Annotated in this window: 8 protein-coding genes; 4 read left to right on the top strand and 4 right to left on the bottom strand. The window is 65.6% G+C overall.

Features of this window, described 5'->3' with window-relative positions; all coding sequences use genetic code 11:
• The first annotated feature begins 88 nt into the window (after positions 1 to 88).
• The gene (locus F8O07_RS03940; protein ID WP_225733166.1) at positions 89 to 1,747 is read left to right on the top strand and encodes an MDR family MFS transporter; all 1,659 of its coding nucleotides are present in this window, start codon (positions 89 to 91) and stop codon (positions 1,745 to 1,747) included.
• Positions 1,740 to 2,396 (top strand): TetR/AcrR family transcriptional regulator, encoded by a 657-nt coding sequence (locus F8O07_RS03935; RefSeq protein WP_192496625.1) that lies wholly within the window; start codon positions 1,740 to 1,742, stop codon positions 2,394 to 2,396. Before F8O07_RS03940 ends, F8O07_RS03935 begins: the two co-directional genes overlap by 8 nt.
• A gap of 31 nt (positions 2,397 to 2,427) precedes the next feature.
• On the opposite strand, the gene F8O07_RS03930 is transcribed toward F8O07_RS03935, so the two are convergent.
• Positions 2,428 to 4,002, bottom strand: coding sequence for a S1C family serine protease (locus F8O07_RS03930; RefSeq protein WP_158030833.1), 1,575 nt, complete (start codon positions 4,000 to 4,002; stop codon positions 2,428 to 2,430).
• A 263-nt stretch (positions 4,003 to 4,265) separates the two neighbouring features.
• Between F8O07_RS03930 and F8O07_RS03925 the strand changes: the two genes are divergently transcribed.
• Positions 4,266 to 4,739 carry a VanZ family protein gene (locus F8O07_RS03925; protein WP_192496624.1) on the top strand — a complete coding sequence of 158 codons (474 nt, stop codon included), beginning with the start codon at positions 4,266 to 4,268 and terminating at the stop codon, positions 4,737 to 4,739.
• A gap of 305 nt (positions 4,740 to 5,044) precedes the next feature.
• Here F8O07_RS03925 and F8O07_RS03920 read toward each other — a convergent pair whose 3' ends face one another.
• The gene (locus F8O07_RS03920; protein WP_158030831.1) at positions 5,045 to 6,046 is read right to left on the bottom strand and encodes an LLM class flavin-dependent oxidoreductase; all 1,002 of its coding nucleotides are present in this window, start codon (positions 6,044 to 6,046) and stop codon (positions 5,045 to 5,047) included.
• A gap of 528 nt (positions 6,047 to 6,574) precedes the next feature.
• Positions 6,575 to 7,540, bottom strand: coding sequence for an alpha/beta hydrolase (locus F8O07_RS03915; RefSeq protein WP_158030830.1), 966 nt, complete (start codon positions 7,538 to 7,540; stop codon positions 6,575 to 6,577).
• A gap of 432 nt (positions 7,541 to 7,972) precedes the next feature.
• On the opposite strand from F8O07_RS03915, the gene F8O07_RS03910 reads away from it, so the two are divergent.
• Positions 7,973 to 12,673, top strand: coding sequence for a glycerophosphodiester phosphodiesterase family protein (locus F8O07_RS03910; RefSeq protein ID WP_158030829.1), 4,701 nt, complete (start codon positions 7,973 to 7,975; stop codon positions 12,671 to 12,673).
• Between the two features lie 664 nt (positions 12,674 to 13,337).
• On the opposite strand, the gene F8O07_RS03905 is transcribed toward F8O07_RS03910, so the two are convergent.
• On the bottom strand, positions 13,338 to 18,125 hold the full coding sequence (locus F8O07_RS03905) for a lamin tail domain-containing protein (RefSeq protein ID WP_158030828.1): 4,788 nt from the start codon (positions 18,123 to 18,125) through the stop codon (positions 13,338 to 13,340).
• Positions 18,126 to 18,604 lie beyond the last annotated feature (479 nt).

Here is an 18,604-nt window from a genome sequence, read left to right as displayed (position 1 = left end):
CCGTGATGGCACGCGCCGTCGTGTCCATGCGCATCTGCCGCATGTACATCTGCACGACACTCCCCCGATTCACGAAGAAGGCTCTTCCATGCCCGACCCCACTCTCACGCACGCCCCGACAGGCATGCTGCCCAGACGACAGATCAATCTGATCTTCGTCGCGCTGATCGTCGTGATGCTGCTGAGCTCGCTCGACCAGATGATCTTCTCAACAGCCCTGCCGACCATCGTCGGCGAGCTCAACGGTGTCGAGCACATGCTCTGGGTCGCCACCGCATACATCCTCTGCGCGACCGTGATGATGCCGGTCTATGGCAAGCTCGGCGACCTCTACGGCCGCAAGGCGATCACGATCGGCGCAGTGACCGCCTTTCTGGTCGGCTCGATCGTCGGCGGCCTCGCGCAGGACATGACCTGGCTGATCATCGCTCGAGGCATTCAGGGCCTCGGCGGCGGCGGCCTGATGATTCTCTCACAGGCGATCATCGCCGACATCGTGCCGCCGAAAGACCGCGGCAAGTACATGGGCCCCATGGGTGCCGTGTTCGGCCTCTCAGCAGTGGCCGGTCCACTGCTGGGCGGATGGTTCACCGACTCTATCGGCTGGCGTTGGGCGTTCTGGATGAACATTCCACTCGCAGTCATCGCCATCATCGCACTCAGCGTGCTGCTGCACCTGCCGAAGCATGCGACAGACCGAGTGCGCCTCGACGTGCTCGGCACCGTGCTGCTCGCGATCTGGGTTTCGTGCCTAGTGCTGTTCGCTTCGTGGGGCGGCAACACGTACGACTGGGATTCCCCCCAGATCATCGGACTGATCATCGCCACGATCGTCTTCGCCGGTCTGTTTCTCTGGGCTGAGGCCAAGGCGGCCGACCCGCTGCTGCCCCTCGCGCTCTTCCGCAACCGCAACTTCAACCTCACCACCGCCGCAGGCCTCGCCGTCGGCATCGCGATGTTCGGCACGCTCGGCTACATGCCGACCTACCTGCAGATCGTGCACGACACGGGCGCCACCGAGTCAGGGCTGCTCCTGGTGCCCATGGTCATCGGCCTGATGATCACGGCAATCTCTTCAGGCCAGCTCGCGAGCCGCACGTCGCACTACAAGTGGATGCCCCTGGCCAGCATGCTGCTCGTGGCGGCTTCATTGGTACTGCTGTCCACGTTGCACGCCGACACCCCGCTGTTCCTGCTGTGCAGCTACCTGTTTCTGCTTGGTGCCGGAATCGGTCTCGGCATTCAGATTCTCGTGCTCATCGTGCAGAACGAGTTTCCCATCACGCAGGTCGGCACCGCGACCGGTGCGAACAACTTCTTTCGAGAGATCGGCGCCACTCTCGGGTCGGCCATCGTGGGCAGCGTGTTCACTTCGCGTCTCACAGCTCTGGTCACAGAGCGCATGCCGCAGACCAGCGCCGGCGACGGTTCCGGGGCCAGCCTCGACTCACTCACCCCGACCGTGGTCAGAGACCTGCCGACGCCGATTCGCGATGTCATCGTGAACGCGTACAACGACGCCCTCACCCCGATCTTCATGTGGCTGATGCCGCTGCTGCTGATCGCCTTCGTGCTGCTGCTCTTCGTGCAGGAACACCCGCTCGCCACTTCTCTCGATGAGTCGGGCAAGACCGGCGGCGCTGCCCCGGCCGATGCCGAGATGACGACCGCGACTCGTCGACAAGGCACGCATGCAGCATCCGCGGCATCGACGCATGATCACGCACAGGCTCGCGACGATGGCTGATCAGGCCGACGCGATGGCATGCGCGCACGAGGGGCTGCGTCAGCGCAAGCTGCGCCAGACTCGCGAGCATGTCGAGCAGGTGACGGTTGAACTCGTCGATCGCCTCGGGTACGACCAGGTCTCGGTCGAGATGATCTGTGATCAGGCCGAGATCTCGCCGCGCACGTTCTACAACTACTTCGGCACCAAGGATGCCGCGATTCTCGGGTACATACCGGCGAGCATCGATGCAGCCGCGTTGCAGCAGTTCATCGAGCACTCGAACGACGACATCATCGATGCGCTGTTGCAGCTGATCGCATCTGCAGAGCACAGCCCGCTGCGACAGTCGTCGCTGCAGGTACAGCGTCACCGGATTCTGCATGAGCACCCGCATCTGCTGACCGAGATAGCGAGTCGCGTCGAACGCCTGCAGAGTCGTCTGAATGACGCGATCGCCGAGCGGGTCGCGCTCGAGCTGGGCACGGCGACGATGGATGCCCGGGTGCAGCAGCGAGCGCGACAGCTGTTCGCCGTCGTGATCGCCGTGGTCAAGATCGCGCTGGTCACCGGCCCCGAGCGGCTGCCCCCGGACATGCAGGCGAGTGAGACCGCTGTGCTGGAGCGGCTGCGCCGTGCGCGCGGTCTCGCCGTCGACATGCTGGGCTGACCGCGGCACGATGCCCAGCGAGGTGTTTCTGCTACTGCACGGGGCCTTCGGCCAGCGTCACGGTCTTGGTGTGCGAGGTGCCCTGCGCATCTGCCCACGTGACCGAGACCTGATCGCCGACCGCATGCTTGGCGATGATCGCGCTCAGGTCTTCGGCACTGCCCACGGTCTGCCCGTCGATCGCGGTGATCGTGGAGCCCGCAGTGATGCCGGCCTCGGCAGCCGGGGTCTCATCGACGACCCCGGCGACAGCTGCGCCGCCGGTCTGCGCCGACGAGCCCGTCGAGCCGCTGCGAGAGCCGCGATTCGACGAGACCGACCCCGACGAGCTGCCCGCGCTCTGCATCGAGACGCCCAAGAACGGCGAGCCGCCGATGCGCACGCTGCCTGATGCATCCTTGTTCTCGATCTGCTGCACCACGCTCGACACGGTGGTGATCGGAATCGCGTAGCCCACGGTCTGGCCGCCGCTGCTCGCGGCGACCGTCATCGCGGTCACCTCGCCTTCAGCGTCGAGCACGGGCCCGCCCGAATCGCCCGACACCACCGCGGCGCCGAACTCGATCAGCCCGCTCAGGGTCTCGGACTCGCTGCTGCTCGATGACCCCCCTGACGTTCCGCCGGTGGCGCTGCCGCTCGCCGCTCCGGTCACGCTGCTCGCCGTCGAGGCCGTGATCGTCTTGTTCGTGGCGCTCACCGTGCCTGCGGCGGCGACCAGCTGCCCCTTGCCCTCGGCGTTGCCGATCGCGGTGAGCGTGTCACCGGCGTTCACGCCGTCGTCGTCGAGCGAGACGGCCTCGAGGCCCGACGCATCTTGCAGCTGCAGCAGCGCGACGTCCTTCGTCGAGTCACTGCCCAGCACTTTGGCCGTATACGTGGTTCCGGTCGACGCGACGGTCACCTTGATCTGGGTCGCGCTCTCGACGACGTGATGGTTCGTGACGACGATTCCGTCGCTGCTGAGCACGAATCCGCTGCCGGCAGCCTCTCCGGCACCGTACGAGAGCACCGTCTCGATGATGACGGCGCCGCGCTGCTGTTCGGCGGATGCCGCGGTCGCGCCCGCACTCGACGTGCCCGTGCGCCCGGAGTCGTCGATCGTGTCGTCGCCGAGCCCGTTGGACTGGCCCGACCCGCTGCTGCCGTTTCGCGACCCGTTGACGCCGTAGCCGTTGCCCAATGCGGGCAGGGCCTGGCTGCTGGAGCCGGATGCCGCTGCGCCGAAGCCACCGGTGAGGGCGCCGATGCCCAGCGTCAGCCCCGCGCCGATGGCCATCGCACCGCCGAGCGCGAGGGCTTTGCGCCAGAAGGCCGAGCGCCCGCGGCCCGAGACCACTGCGCCGGTGGGCTGCTGCGCCGCCACTGGGCCGGTGGGCTGCTGCGCCGAGGGCTCTGCGAACGCGTTCGGCGAGCGCGTTGACGCGAACGACGTGTCGGGCTGCTGTGCTGGGTGTGCCGTATCTGTCACGAACGCCCAGTTCGGCGAGCGCGGAGGCTGACCCTGCGAGGGGTCCGTCTCAGACTCGCCCTGTTCCTGGCGGTCGGCCTGGGGCTGCTGCCGAGGGGTCTGCTGCGGCACCTGCCGGGTGTCATCATCGTCGAACATGATCTGCCTCCTGTGGCTCGTGTCGTCGAGTGACGCATTCTGCCGTTCGAGCCTCGTCGGCGACCTGTGAGCCTCTGCACGAATCGTGCTGCTCGGCCACAACGGGTGCTCTTGGCGCCATCCTGCGTCCAGGAATCAGTACAGCGGCTGAGCCTGAGACTGACATGGCGCATGCCCGTGTGATTGCTTTCGGAGACCTGAGACCGAGCTGTCAGCCGCAGGACGCATCATGCTGCGAGCATGCCACGCCGTACGATGATCAGATGCCGCAGAACCGTGCACATCCCAGCCCGTCGGAGCACCGACGCCTGCGTCTGCTTGCCGGCTGCATGTTCGTCGTCTACATGGTCATCGTGGGCTTCATCGTGATGTGGCCGACTCCGGTAGACCGTGATCTGAGCCCAGAGCTATCGCGCACACTGGCTTGGATCCATCGGCGTGGGGCGCCGGAATTCATCGACTACCTGTTTGTCGAACGAGCAGCCAATGTACTCATGTTCGTGCCCGCAGGTTTCTTCATCACGCTGCTGATGCCACGACGCCTCTGGTGGCTGGCCTGGGCGATCTGCGTCGTCGGCTCATGCCTTATCGAGCTGAGCCAGCTCCTGTTGCTGCCCGACCGGTTCGCTTCGGTCGACGACATCATCATGAACAGTCTGGGCGGCTTCATCGGGGTGGCAATCGCTGCCCTCGTACGTCGCCGCATGCGGGTCAGCCACTCGACCTCAGATCGCTGAGCCGCCGGCCGCAGAGTCACAGGCCGACGCAACACACAGCCCGACGCGTCACCACGTGCTGCATCCTCTCTTCGCCCAAGACTTCGCCCAAATCTCTGCAACACCAGCCAAATGCCCGCAACAACGAGCCAATACTGCGGAGATTAGATGGCTGCTGCGAAGATTCAGAGAAGATCTGAACAGGAGCACAGCGCTTGGCAGAGCCGAACATCGGCAATCTCCTCGGCGTCGGCGTCGGTGCACTGTTCAGCGTCGGTGCACTGTTCGGCGTCGGCACCGCAGCCGATTCCGACGCTGAGGGGTCTTCATCTCTCCCACGCCTCCGCGAGCAGGCGCATACTGCGCAGCCGATCCGCAGAATCATGCGCATACGTCACCGTGATCAGCTCGTCGGCCCCGGTCACGTCTGCGAGCGCTCGCAGTTGCGCGACCACGACATCCGCCGTACCGACCGCACGAACACGCAGCATCGCGTCGCTGAACCGGTGCACCTCGACCGGCAGCGACTCGGGGTCGACCGTGGGCTGCAGCGGCAGTCGGGCACCGGTGCGGACGCTGACCATCATCTGCTGCACGGTCGTCCACAGACGCCGAGCCTCGGCATCGGTCGGCGCGACCATCACGTTCACGCCCACCATCACTCGCGGGCACTCGGTCTGAGCCGTGGGCGCATCGGCGTTGAACTCTGCCCGATAGGTCTCGATCACCTGCTGCAGGCCGTCTGGCGCGAAGTGCGAGGCGACCGCGAACGGCAGCCCCATCGCGCCGGCGATCGTCGCGCCGACCGGGCTCGAGCCGAGCACCCAGATCGGCACGTTCGTTCCGGCGGAGACGCCCGACACCACCGGCGCGCTGAGCGCACGCCCTTCAGGCCCGAACCAGCCGATCAGGTCGGCGATGTTGCGCATGACCGCCTGCGGAGCCGACCCGGAACGCGCCAGCAGCGACGATGTGGTCGGGTCGGTGCCCGGAGCGCGCCCGAGGCCGAGATCGATGCGCCCGGGATGCAGCCGCGCGAGGGTGCCGAACGCCTCGGCGACCATGAGCGGCGGGTGGTTCGGCAGCATGACCCCGCCCGACCCCACGCGGATGCGGTGCGTGTTCGCCGCTGCTCGCTCGATCAACAGGTCGGTTGCGCTCGCTCCCAGCTGCTCGGTGTTGTGGTGCTCGGCATACCAGTACCGTTCGTAGCCCAGCTCATCGGCCAGCTTCGCCGAGTCGAGTGACGCGTCGAGCGCCGCGTTCATGTCGCTGCCGGCGCTGACCGGCACCAGGTCGAGCACGTTCAGGGGAATGTGGTTGCGCATGAGACTCCTGGTTGCTGGTTTCTGGTTTCTGCGAGCCGCAGCACTCTGCAGTCTTCTGCCGGAGCTCATCCTCGGCGCGGTTCCCCCTCTGCCGCGAACTCACGGTGAGACCCAACGCAGCCGGTGCGTCGGTTCTTCCCATACGGATGTCGCACGATCGCGCGCTCTGACTCGCCCACCCGTCACGATCGCGCACCCGTTTCCGCACGTTCAGTGCCGAACACCGGCGTCTCCTTCGCCGAGTTTGCAAAAAGTACGGCTATCAGGCACGCCATTCCGGTTTTTCTACAAACTCGACGCACCCACCCCACCAGAACACACACGACGCTGAGCAGGCCGCTCTGTCCCCATCCAGACGCCCCCCAGACAGCCCCATCCAGACATGGCAAATGCCGCTCCAGACAGCCAGACATGTCACGTTCCATGTCTTGGCAGTCAGTGGGCGGCATTTGCCATGGCTCGACCGTGTCAAGGGGCGGCATTTGCCATGGCTCCGTCACGAGGCCGCAGTCCCCTGCCCCGGCGCCCTCACACGGCGCGAATCGCCCGCACTCTGTTCGCGCGGGCGACCTTCGCCAGCTCGGTGTCAGGCGCCAGCAGCTCCCAGGCATGCGGCACGCCGGGATAGACGCACAGCTCAACCTGCACGCCTGAGCGCAGCAGCCGCTTCGCGTAGTCGATGTCTTCATCGCGGAAGATGTCGAGCGTGCCCACGTCGATGAAGGCCTCGGGCAGCCCCGCCAGATCTGCGGCACGACCGGGCACAGCGTAGGGCGAAACCGGCTCGAGCGCTCCGGCGCCGTCGCCCAGCAGAGCCTGCCATCCGGTGATGTTGTCTTCGAACCTCCACGTCAGAAACGCAGCGATCGCGGGGTCGGTCACCACGGTGCGGTCGTCGAGCATGGGGTAGATGAGAATCTGCTTGGCGAGCTTCGGGCCGCGACGGTCTCGCGCCATCAGGGCGAGCCCCGCCGCCAGGTTGCCGCCGGCACTGTCGCCGATGACGAAGAACCGATCCCGATCACCGCCGCCGAGCTCGTCAAGGTGCTCCCATGCCCAGACCAGACCTGCATACGAATCCTCGCTCGGCGTCGGGTGCGGATGCTCTGGCGCCAGCCGATAGTCCGGGGCGAACAGCGGCACCCCCGCGGCGGCAGCATAGCCGGCGATGATGGGAGTGTACTGCTCGATCGTGCCGAGAATCATGCCGCCGCCGTGGGTGTACACGCCAAACGCGTCGCTGCGTCGGTCGACGGGTGTGAAGAGGCGACCGCGGATGCTCTGGCCGCCCTCGAGCGGAATCTCATGATCGGTGATGGTCACCTCGGTCTCGTCGAAAGGCTCGTCACCGGTGCCGAGCAGCGCTTTGAACGCTTCGCGGCGGCCTTCGACATCGCCGACAGCTGGCAGCACCACTTCTGCTGATGCCTCTGTCCCGGCCTGCTGGGCCGCGAGAAAGGCGGCGAATTCGGGGTCTACGGACAACTCTGTCATGAGAGGCTCCTCACCTGTTCGGCACCCTGTGCGGATGCATGGTCACTGTGGGCAATGCGCGTTCACCGCGGTCTGGCAGTGCGCGCATGCGAGTGAGTCTGCTCTCACCAGCGTCGCCCGCACCAATCGAATACGACACTTGGAACCAGTCGTTCACCGAACGGCCACTCGCGCTCCATAAAGTGCAGCCGAACGTCACTCCACGGTCACGAAACGACAAGATCTGAGCCACTTCTCATTCACAGCTTGCCCATAGGTTCTGGGTGTTCGGCCTTCTTCCAGACGCAGCCTGTCTGCTGGCTCTGCGGGATCTCAGTGCTTTCGACGCAGTGAGGCCCCGGCACTCGCCAGCGCGCCCTGCGCGGCGACGGGGCCTGGCGCATCACCCCGATCCCCCACGCGCCTCGGGCGCATCTGCAAGGAGTGCTGTTCATGTCATTCATCCACAAGTCGCGACTGACTCTGCTCGCCGGCGCGCTGACGGTCGCGACGATCGCGGCTTCGTCGACCGGCGCCGCAGCCGTCGGCATCGGCCCAGACATCGCATCCGCCGCCGCGACGGACGCCGGCGGCGACACCGCCCTGCAACCGGCTCAAACCAGCACATTCGACGCCAAGAGCGTCTCGCGATCGCCGATCATCGACGGCAATCTCGACGATTCGGTCTGGCAGGTGGGCACCCCGGCAGACAAGAGCATCCCGACCACTGACCAGACCAAGCCGTCGACCACGCAGAACACCTTCGATGCGACCTGGGACTACCAGAATCTGTACGTCGCAGTGCATGTCACCGGCGACCAAGACCTCGTCGACGGCACGAACTGGGGCCACGGCGACATCGTCTCGCTCTTCTTCGACAAGTCGAATCACAAGTCTGCTCCGTTCGCCGCGGGCGATCTGCAGCTGGGCATCGGCCTGAATAAGACGGACAACTTCGCACCGCACATTCTCTTCGGGTCGGCCCCGGGAACCGGACTCACCAGCGACGACCAGACGCGCATCGCCGACGAGGTGCAGGGCGTCACCAAGCCCACCGCAGACGGCTGGGATGCCGAGGTGGCGATTCCCTGGCAGCAGCTCGGCATCGACGCCTACCTCGACCGCGAGATCGGCTTCGACCTCGGCGTCGACAACAAGACGGCCGCCCTCACAGGCTCGTCGAGCGAGCTCGCGCTGTGGGAGACCAACGGGCGCAACAGCTTCTGGAACGACACGAGCGGCTTCGGCGTGCTCCGCCTCGACGACGAGACCAGGCAGAACTCCGACAGCCCGGTGATCTACGACGAGAGCTTCGACGGCATCGCCGACGGGCAGCTGCCGGCGAACGTTCGCTCGGCGTCGGGCACCGACGGCTGGTCGGTGCGCGGCGGGGCGCTGCACGGCGACTTCGCCGTCGGCGGCGCCGCCGAGAAGCGACTGCTGCTGCCCGCCCTCGGGTCAGACGTGACGGTGGATGCCGACGTCACCTTCGAGAAGACCGTCAATGCCGGCCGGTGGGCGTCGGTCGTCTACCGCAGCGCGCCGGATGACAGCCTCGGCTACTACCATTTCACCAATCGGCTCGACGGTCGCGGTGAGATCACCGAGAAGGTGAAGGCGAACGAATGGAAGGCGTTCAACAACGCCCCATCGCCGGGGGCTCTGCAGCAGGGCGTCGCCTATCACTCGTCAGTCGCCGCCTCGGGGCAGCATCTGCACCATGTGCGCACCGGCGGCGGATCGCCTGCAACGCTCGACCTCACCGCCGACGCCGACCAGTCGGGCATCGTCGCCGCCGATGATCTGCGCCACGGCGGGCGCATCGGAGTGCAGGTCGACCAGGCGGCTGCTGCCTTCGACAACATCGTGGTCAGACAGCTCAGCATCGACTCGCTCACCGTCGCCTCGTCCGTTCCGGGCTCGGCGAAGCAGTATGCCGAGATCGCACCGTCGGTCGAGGTCGCTCTGTCGAACGGCGATCATTACACCGCCACCGGCTCGACCGTGCGCGCATATTCGTCTGACCCGAGTGTGGTGACGGTTCGAGACGACGGAACGCTCGTGACCAACGCCGCTGGTCAGGCCACTCTGACGTTCATCGTCGGGGCGCGTGCGGTCACGGCGCCCATCACTGTCGAGGCGAGCGACGACCGCCCGGCGCTGACGGCCTTGACGGTCGACGACTCCCGCCAACTCGCCGAGCACATCGTCGGTCAGAATCTGTCGCTGTCAGACGTCTCGCTGACGGCGAACACGGTGCTCGGCACGACCGAGCAGCTCGCAGGCGATGACGCCGCGGTGACCTGGGCCTCAAGTGACGACGCCGTCGTCACGGTGCAGGACGGGCAGATCGTCTTTGGCAAGAAGGGGCTCGCCCGACTGACCGCCACCGTCGCGAAGACCCCGGCGTCTCTCGATGTCTGGGTGCGAGCCGACGACAACGACTTGGTGTACATCGACGAGCACTTCGACGAAAATCTGACCGCCGGCACTCTGCCGACCGGTCTGCAGCTCAAAAGCGGAAACGCCTCCCAGGTGACGGCCGTCGCTGACGGCCAGGGTCGGGCCCTGCAGCTGGCGCCGTCGACGCGCGTGCTGATTCCGAACATCACCGAGCGCAACGACTACACGATCGAAGCCGATGTGACCTATCAGAACGCCGCGAACAGCGCGCGCTGGGGGTCGCTCATGTACCGGGTGCAGAACGGCGATCATCCCTACTTTCAGATGGCGGTGCGTCAGGGTGCGACTGCGGCCAACGGCGTCGAGTTCGCTCACCGCAACGCGCAGGATCAATGGGACGTTCGACAGACCTCGAGTTTCACCGAGGCCATCGACGGGTCGAAGACCTATCATTTCGCTGCGACGGTGACCGGCGACCGGGTGAAAGAGCTCATCGACGGCCAGCAGATGATCTTCACCGACCGAGCCGGCGACTATGCCGCCGGCGACCTCGGCATGCAGAGCGACAACCTCACCATGATCGTCGACAATCTGAAGGTCACGATGAGCCCTGCCGATCTCGGGCCGGTTCCGCACATCGAAGACGGTGACGTCGAGGTCAAGCAGAAGACGTCGAAGGTGATCGGCACCACGCCGATCATGACCGATCACCTCGCATCGCTCGACGACGTGCAGTCGATCGTCGCTGACGATGCGACCGACGGCACGCTCGTCGACGTGCGCGCGTCAGACTCCGATGACGCTCTGAACGTGTTCTCTGGCGACACGAAGATCGGCTCATTCGATGACTTCGCCGATGGCGCCTATGGCAAGACGCTGATCATCGCACGCGTGAGCGATCAGAGCAGCGCCAACCGTCTGGGTGAGGTGCTGCGGCAGCGCGAACTCAGCGATGTCGAGGTGGTCAGCAGCGACGTGCAGCTGCTCGCCGGGTTCCGCACCGACAACCCGTCGACTCGCTCTGGCCTGTTCAGCGACCGCGACACGATCTCGCAGGCCGACGTGGCATCCGTCGTCGACGAGACGAACCGCTCACGCTCGCAGCATGTCATTCTCAGGCAGGGCGCAGCCGACCGCGCCGTGGTCGAAGAGCTGCAGCGTCGTCTGCTCTCGGTGACCGTGCAGGCCGACGACACCGCGACAGGCAATGCTGCGGCGATCGCGTCGGGGGCGAACACCATCATTTCGGCCGCTCCCGAGACCGCGCTGCAGGTCGTCGACAAACTCGGTGACAACGCGCTCCTGCGCCGCATCTTCACGATCGGCCACCGTGGCATCCCCACGCAGGCGATGGAGAACTCGATCAGCGGCTACCGCACCGCGGTCGAGAAGAACGGTGCAGACATGGTCGAGACCGACGTGTACGTGACGAAAGACGACCACGTCGTCGTTCTGCACGACTCGACGTTCGCCCGCACCACTGACATCACGACGACTCGAGCACTCGACGACTCGGAGTTCACCGGCGGCGTGACCCGTGCCAATGCACGCCCCAGCGATCTGACGCTTGCGCAGATCGAGAAGCTGCGACTGCGCGATGCCAACGGGGCTGCGACGGCCGAGCCGGTGCCGACCCTCGACGAACTGCTCGATTTCGTCAAGGCCCACGACGTCGTGCTCTTCTTGGAGCTGAAAGACCCGACCTCGCCCGCCATCGAAGAGCGCACGGCCGAGGTAGTGCAGGCCAAGCAGGCCGCTGACCAGGTCGTCTTCATCACGTTCAACCAGTATGAGATTCCGACCATGCAGCAGCTGCTGCCCGGCAACTCGGTGGGCAATCTGCAGGGGGTCGGCGGCATCGCCACCGGTCGGCCGATGGAGACACTGCACAAGGCTCTGCAGTATTTGACCCCGCAGAATGCGGCCTACGACCCGTCGTTCAACCAGCTGGGCGGCAACGATGCCCAGTCTGCCGACAACCGCACCTTCGTCGCCAACGCGCATGCGCGCAACCTTACGCTGTGGGGCTGGACGTATTCGGGTGACGGCGACCGTCAGAGCTTTCAGCAGTCGCTGCTGCTCGGCATCAACGGCATGACGACGAACAACTCTGACTGGACGAAAGACGCCTTCTTCGGCATCGATGCGGCGAGCCGGTCGTATCAGGTGGCTCCCGGTTCGTCGGTGACGCTGGAGGGCAGCGCCGAGACCAATGTGGGCGATCTCGTGAATGTCGATGCGCCTTCGATGGTCGTCATGGACGGCGGCGACAAGGTGCAGGTCACGGGCAACACGCTCACCGCCGCGGCCGGTGCCACTGGCACGGCCACCGTGCTGCTGCAGACGACCGAGAGCATCCAGGGCGCAGACTTCACGGTCTACTCCGAGCCGATCACCGTGCAGATCGGGCAGTCAGATGACGGGAGCGGGAGCGGTGATGGGAACGGGAACGATGACGGGAACGTGAACGGGAGCGGCAACGGTGACACCACCGATGGCGATGGCGATGGCACCGGCACCGGGACCGGGAACAGTGACGGCATCAGTGACAGCACCGATTGCGACGTCGACTGCAGCCGTACTGTTGGCCGAGACGATGCAGATGCTCAGGAGCCAGTCGCACACAACGCCCTGGCCACGACCGGCACCAGTTCGATCATGCTCTTCTGGGCACTGGTCGCAGCGGGCGTGACTGTCATCGGCACGACCATGCTCGTCAAAGCGAGGAGCCGCCGCACGCACGACGCCTGACCTTCGCGATCACACGTCGGTGATCTGACGCCCGTGACCTGACGGTCGTCGTCTGCCCGCCGAGATCTGACGCGATCTGACGATCGAGACATGGCAAATGCCGCTCCACAACATCCAGACATGACAAGTTCCATGTCTCGACGTCAGTGGGCGGCATTTGCCATGTCTCGGTACCTTCACAGAGCACGGAGAGCCCGCACTCTGCGCGCACGAGCGACCGCGGTGCAGTGTGCTCTCACCGGGTGGCGCGCGTCAAGACGTGGCACACGTCAACACCGAGCACTGGGCACCAGTGCAACCCCGGAGCGCCCCACACCGTCATGCCTGCCTCTCTCAGTGCGAGCTTCTCTGTCACCCGCTCGGTTCAGCCCTGTGACCACGCTCTCGATTCAGACTGAGAACTCGTGATTGCCGAGCAGGGACTCCTCGCGCCGCTCACACGTTGACTCACCTTTGAGGGCTGCGGCCTGGAACACCTGTCACCGTCGCTGCCGGTCGGAGGCTCACGCAGATGGTGGGTACGACCGTACAGACGGTGTATTCGTCAGCCGTACAGACCGTGTATTCGTCAGCTTCAGAACGACAAGAAGGGCCGCAGCTGCCTGAGTAGCTGCGGCCCTTCTTGCACAGTCGTCTGTGACGGGCTTGGCCCTATTTACTTGATTTACTTGGTCGCACGCCCCCTGAACGCGCGGCGTGCCGACACGAGCCGGACGCAGGCACCTGCCAGCAGCAATGCGAGCGCTGCTGCGAGCGGCAGCATGTCTGCACCAGTGCGCGCGAGCTCGCCGGTGGAGGCCGCTGACGGTGCATCTCCATCGCTGTCATCACCAGCCTTCTTACTCCTGTCGCCCGTATTGCCAGGAGGAGTGCCGGTACCCGTGCCTGAACCGTCCGAGCCGCCCACATTCGGGTCGACCGAGCCGGCGACGACGCTGCCGTCAGTGCGCACGGTGAATGTATTGACCGCCGACACCGAGCTGGCATCGTATGGGTCGGTCACCTGTGCGTACCATCCGTAGACTCCGGGGCCGGGAACCGTCCAGGCCGCGTGCGCGGTCTCACCGCTCGCAACCTGACGCGTGGCGATGAGGCCGCTCACGGCATCCGCCGGAGCGATGGACGCGGCGCTCTGAGCCGCTGCCACGCTCTGCAACCCCATCACGCCCTGCAACCCCGCAGCACCCTGCACCCCGGCAACGTTCTGCAAGACCGACGCACTGAACGAATCGGTGGTGAGCGTCTTGTCGCGCGGGGTGATGCCGAGGTCGGCATATGAGACCGGGAAGTCCTGGTAATAGGTCGGCTCCCCGTTCGGGCCGAACAGCGACGCCTCGTCGGCGTTGAAGTCGTCGAGCGACGGCGAGTAGGTGCGCACCTGCATGGTCTGCGACTGGTTGTCGAAGTGCAGCAGGCGCAGGTAGCCGAGGCCGCCCTGTTCGAGCCCCTGGTAGTCGAAGAGCATCGAGGTGACCGTGCGGTCGTTGACCCCGTCGCCGTTGTCGTCGAACTGATCCTGACGCGTGAAGGCATCGTGATAGTGCCCGCTGAACACCATGCGCACGTTCGGATTCGTCGCGACGACCTCGTCCATGATGCTCTGCGGAATCGGCCCCAGGCCTCCCGTGGTCAGCATGAATTCGTGCAGGTTGATGATCACGGTGCGCTCGGGGTGCTCGGCGATCACCTTGTTCATCCATTCGATCTCAGACGTGCCCGGATCCCAGCCCATCGACACCACCATGAAGTCGATGCCACCTGCGCTGAACAGGTCGTAGTGCCCGCGGTTGTCTTTGTAATCGCCACCGAACCAGGGTGATCCCTGGTAGCGGCTCACCCCGAACCACTTGCTGAACTCGGTGTAGCTGTCGGCCATATGCCCGACATCGTGGTTGCCGGCGAGCACGCCGTAGGGCAGGCGGTCTTCGTAGGCGAGCGGGTTGCCGTCGGCATCCTGCTCGAGCATCTTGTAGGCCGAGTCGGCGTTCTGCCACTCGTACTCCTGGTCGAAGTCGTCGACGATGTCACCCGTGTGAAAGAGGTACTTGAGATTCAGGTTCGAACGCTGATCGAGCAGAAACTGGTGGATGTCTCGCTGATAGTGATAGTTCTCGCTGAGGTTCTCGTTGTAGTACTGCGTGTCAGACTCCCAGGCCAGCGTGAAGTCGTAGTCGCTGCGCGCGGTCGCATCCGCGTTGTACGAATCGACCGTCGAGTCACGTGTGGTGAGGTCGGCGCCCGACCAGCCGTCGGAATGCTGCACGATCAGCGTGACCTGCCCGTCGACCGCATGCGATTCGACCCCCACGTAGCCGCTCAAGGTGAAGTTCGCGCCTTGGTCGTCAGCAGGCGTGTAGTGCCGGTCGATCCGGTCCCAGCCCGATCCGTCGGCCTTCTTCGCGTACAGGGTGACTTGGGCGTTCGGATTGCTGGTGCCCGACCAGACCGTGCGCACCTGGCCCGTGGTGACGCCCTGCGGCACGGCGACGGTGAACAGCTGGTACGGCAGGCCGTCGGTGCCGGCGGATGTCGCCCCGACGCCGTCTGTCGACCCCAGCTTGGCGAGGTCGTCTTCGCTCAGCGCCACGGCACTGCTGCGATCGGTGGCGAGCGCGTCAGCCGTCTGCCCTGCAGACACCTGCACGTCGGTGCCGAGCTGCTGGGCGGTGCCCTCGTTGAACGTCACGGTGAGGTCGTCGCCCGTCGGGTCGGTCGACGTCGCCGAGAGGTCGACGGTCGCGGTGCCGTCGGCGTTCAGCGTGGCCTGCTGGCCGACTGCGAGCTCGGCCGCAGAGGGCGTCTCGTCGACGGTGGTGAAGGTCGTCGTCTCTTCGGCGCGGTTGCCCGCGGCGTCGACTGCCGCCACAGTGAAGGTGTGCTGCCCGGGGGCGAGATCGACGGTGCTCGTCTGATGGGGCAGGTCGATCGCGGTGCCGTCCAGCTTCGCGGTGACGCCCGAGGCGGGCACGCCTGCAACATCCCCCGCGCCGTCGTCGATCGCGGCGTCGAGGTTGATCGCACCGTGCATGCCCTGCTCGGTGTCGTTCTGCGACGTCACCGTGGGGGTGACCTGCGGCGCCGTGTTGTCGACGATCACGTCTGCCTGCAGCTCGTCGGCGCCTGACCGGCCGGTGACCGTGTGCCTGCCATCGGCGGCCTGCGTGGTGTTCCATGAGAAGCCCGACCCGCTGAACGCTGCGTCGTCGATGCTGAACGTGGCGTCGATGTAGTCGTGCTTGCCCGTGGAGTCGCCCATCTGGATGACCTCACCGGGATCTGACCATTCGGGTGCGCGAAGCGTGCGCCCGTCGGGCAGCACGAGGCGCAGGTTCTGCACCATGAAGTCGTCGTTGTTCTCGTTGAGATCGATGTCGGGCCAGGCCTTCGTGCCGGCCCAGATGCTCAGCTTGAGCGGCTGCCCCTGCGCGATGTAGCTCAGCGGCACCGGGGTGCTGATGGTCTCGACGTTCGAGTAGGTGCCCTCGTCGAAGATCTTCAGCACATCGTTCTGCCCCTCGGCGTTCGTGGCCTTCACTCCATTGCGGAAGAACACATCGGTGTTGGTCGCCTCGAAGAGGAAGGCGGGCTGACTCGGGAGGCTGGGCGTGGTCGACTGCTGCTGCCCGTCGATGAGCAGGGTCGTGTCGCCGGCGTCGCCGTCGGTCACAAGGTCGACCGTGCCCGAGACCACCTGGCCGTCGGTGACGTTCAGACGCACTGGGCCGGTCTCGCCGCGTTCGATGGCGACCGTGCCGCTGAGAGCGGAGGGCTCGGTGGTGCCGTCTGACGCAGTGAAGGTGTAGTCGATGCTCGACTTGCCCGTCAGGTCGCCCGCGGCGATGGTCGTCGAGTAGACGTCGCCGTCGCCCCGTTTGAGCTGCAGAGTCTGGTCGGTGTTGTCGACGTTGTTGCGGTATCGCAGCTCGACGGTACGCACCTGCTGGTCATCGGTGATGCGCGCCGAGATCGTCAGGTCGCCCGTGCCGTCGGTGGATGCCACGGTGCGGTTCTCGATCACCGGTCGCGTGGAGTCTGCGGCCGGCTTGACCAGCTTGTCACCGACCTGATCGAGGCTCACCTGCCCCGGGGTGGCTGCACTGGTGCTCTGGATGCGCTGCACATCGGGTCGAACCGCGTCAGTGCCAAGCGTGTAGTGCAGGCCCTGATCGGCCGCGACGTCTTTCTGCCCTTGGCCGATGCTCATGTTGTAGTACGCGCGGCTCACGGTGTCGCCCGTGTTGGTGCGCAGCGCCAGGCCGCGCATGCTGCCGTTGGCCATGCCCGACGACTGCACCTCGACGAGGTTCTGGTCGGCGACGAGGTGCGTGCCGAACTTCGCGTTGAAGTCTGTGGCGGTGAGCTGCTGGTTGGCAGAGTTCTTCACCCACAGCACCAGCGTGCCGGCCGGCTGAATGACCACGTCGCGCTTGGTCGACGGCCACAGCGTCTCGGTCGTGTTGGTGTCGTAGTCGATCGGAATCAGGTAGGTCAGCACGTAGTCGGAGAAGTTCACCGGCTCGCTCGACGAGTTGTAGACCTCGATGAACTCGTAGCCGTCTGACCCACCGACGTTCGAGCTGTCGGGCAGCAGCTCGGTGATCTGCAGGGCCGGCCCCGTCGCGCTGTCGTCTGCAACGGGTTCGAACCCCGGGGTGGGATCGTCGGCGGCGGGCTGCTCGGTGCCGGTGTTGTCGTCTCCGGTGCCGGTGTTGTCTCCAGGGTTGGTGCTGTCTCCAGGGTTGGTGCTGTCTCCAGGGTCGGTGCCCTGATCGGCGGTCTGTTCGGGGTCGACTACCCCAGGGGTGCCGTCCGTGGCCAACTGCCACACCTTCAGCTGATGCGTGGTCGCATCGGCCGGCAGCGCGAAGTGCGTCGATTTGCCCGGCGCCAGCGGTGAGACAGCCGGCAGGTACGACTCCGACGTGGTCTCGCCGTTGCGCTGCACCACGATGCCGCGGTCGCCGCCGTTGGCGATGCCCGCTTGGCCGGTCAGCCGCACCACGGGAACCTCCGTATCGTTCAGACCGATCGCGTCGCGGAACTGCGCCTCGGTCTTCGAGAACGAGTCGACCTTCTTGGCATCGTTGTACGAGAGCCAGAGCACCACCGTCTTGCCCGGTGCGAGCACGAGATTCGGGGTTCCTGTGTTGTCCATGCCGACGGTGCTCAGCTTCTTGACGGCGCCGCTGACGTCGTACCCGAGCGTCACTCCGTCGGCTGCGAAGTCGATGCTGGACGCGGTCGGATTGTAGAGCTCGATGTACTCGAAGTTGTCATCGCCGGTGTTGTCGCCCTGAATCTCGGTGACGATCGGCCCGGAGACCTCTTCGGCCGCGCCCGCCGGCACCGAGCCGGTGAGTCCTGGCGTGGCAGCGAGCAGGGCGGCGATGCCCAGCGTCGCCACGGCGCCGGCCAGCAGTCGTCGCGTTCGCGACGAAACGGACCGGTGCATGTCGCTGTGCCGATGCTGCTGAGCGTACGAGTGCGACTGGGCAGATTGTTGCAGGTTGGCAGCCACGTGCGGTTGGCCGGCCCGGAGCGGGTGGGCAGCCTCGTGCAGGTCGCGGCGCTGATGGGACTCGCGGGTTTGATGGGGGTGGGCGTGGAGGGACGATCCCAGCTTCACAGGTTCTCCTCATTGATGCGCTGACGGGGTCTGTCCGCCACCGTCTCGTGGCCGACCGTCAGAACCTACGGGTTCCTTGTGAACATCTCTTCCCGAGTGAGTGGCTGCCCGGTGAGTGCGAGGTGAACTGACAGTGAACACGAGTCTGGCACCGTGCATGTGCGACCGCCCCGCGGAAGACGCCCTCACGACCACGCGTGCCAGCACCGAGTTGGCAAAAACACGGGCCAAAACTCACCCATGGACCGCTTAATTACCATCTCGATGAACGCAACTACAACAACTCGCCCCAGGAGCAAGCAGTG

It is taken from the genome of Pseudoclavibacter sp. CFCC 13796, from assembly GCF_008831185.1.
Taxonomy (GTDB): domain Bacteria; phylum Actinomycetota; class Actinomycetes; order Actinomycetales; family Microbacteriaceae; genus Pseudoclavibacter_A.
Note: the sequence above shows the minus strand (reverse complement) of the source record. Positions and strands in the feature narration are given on the sequence as shown.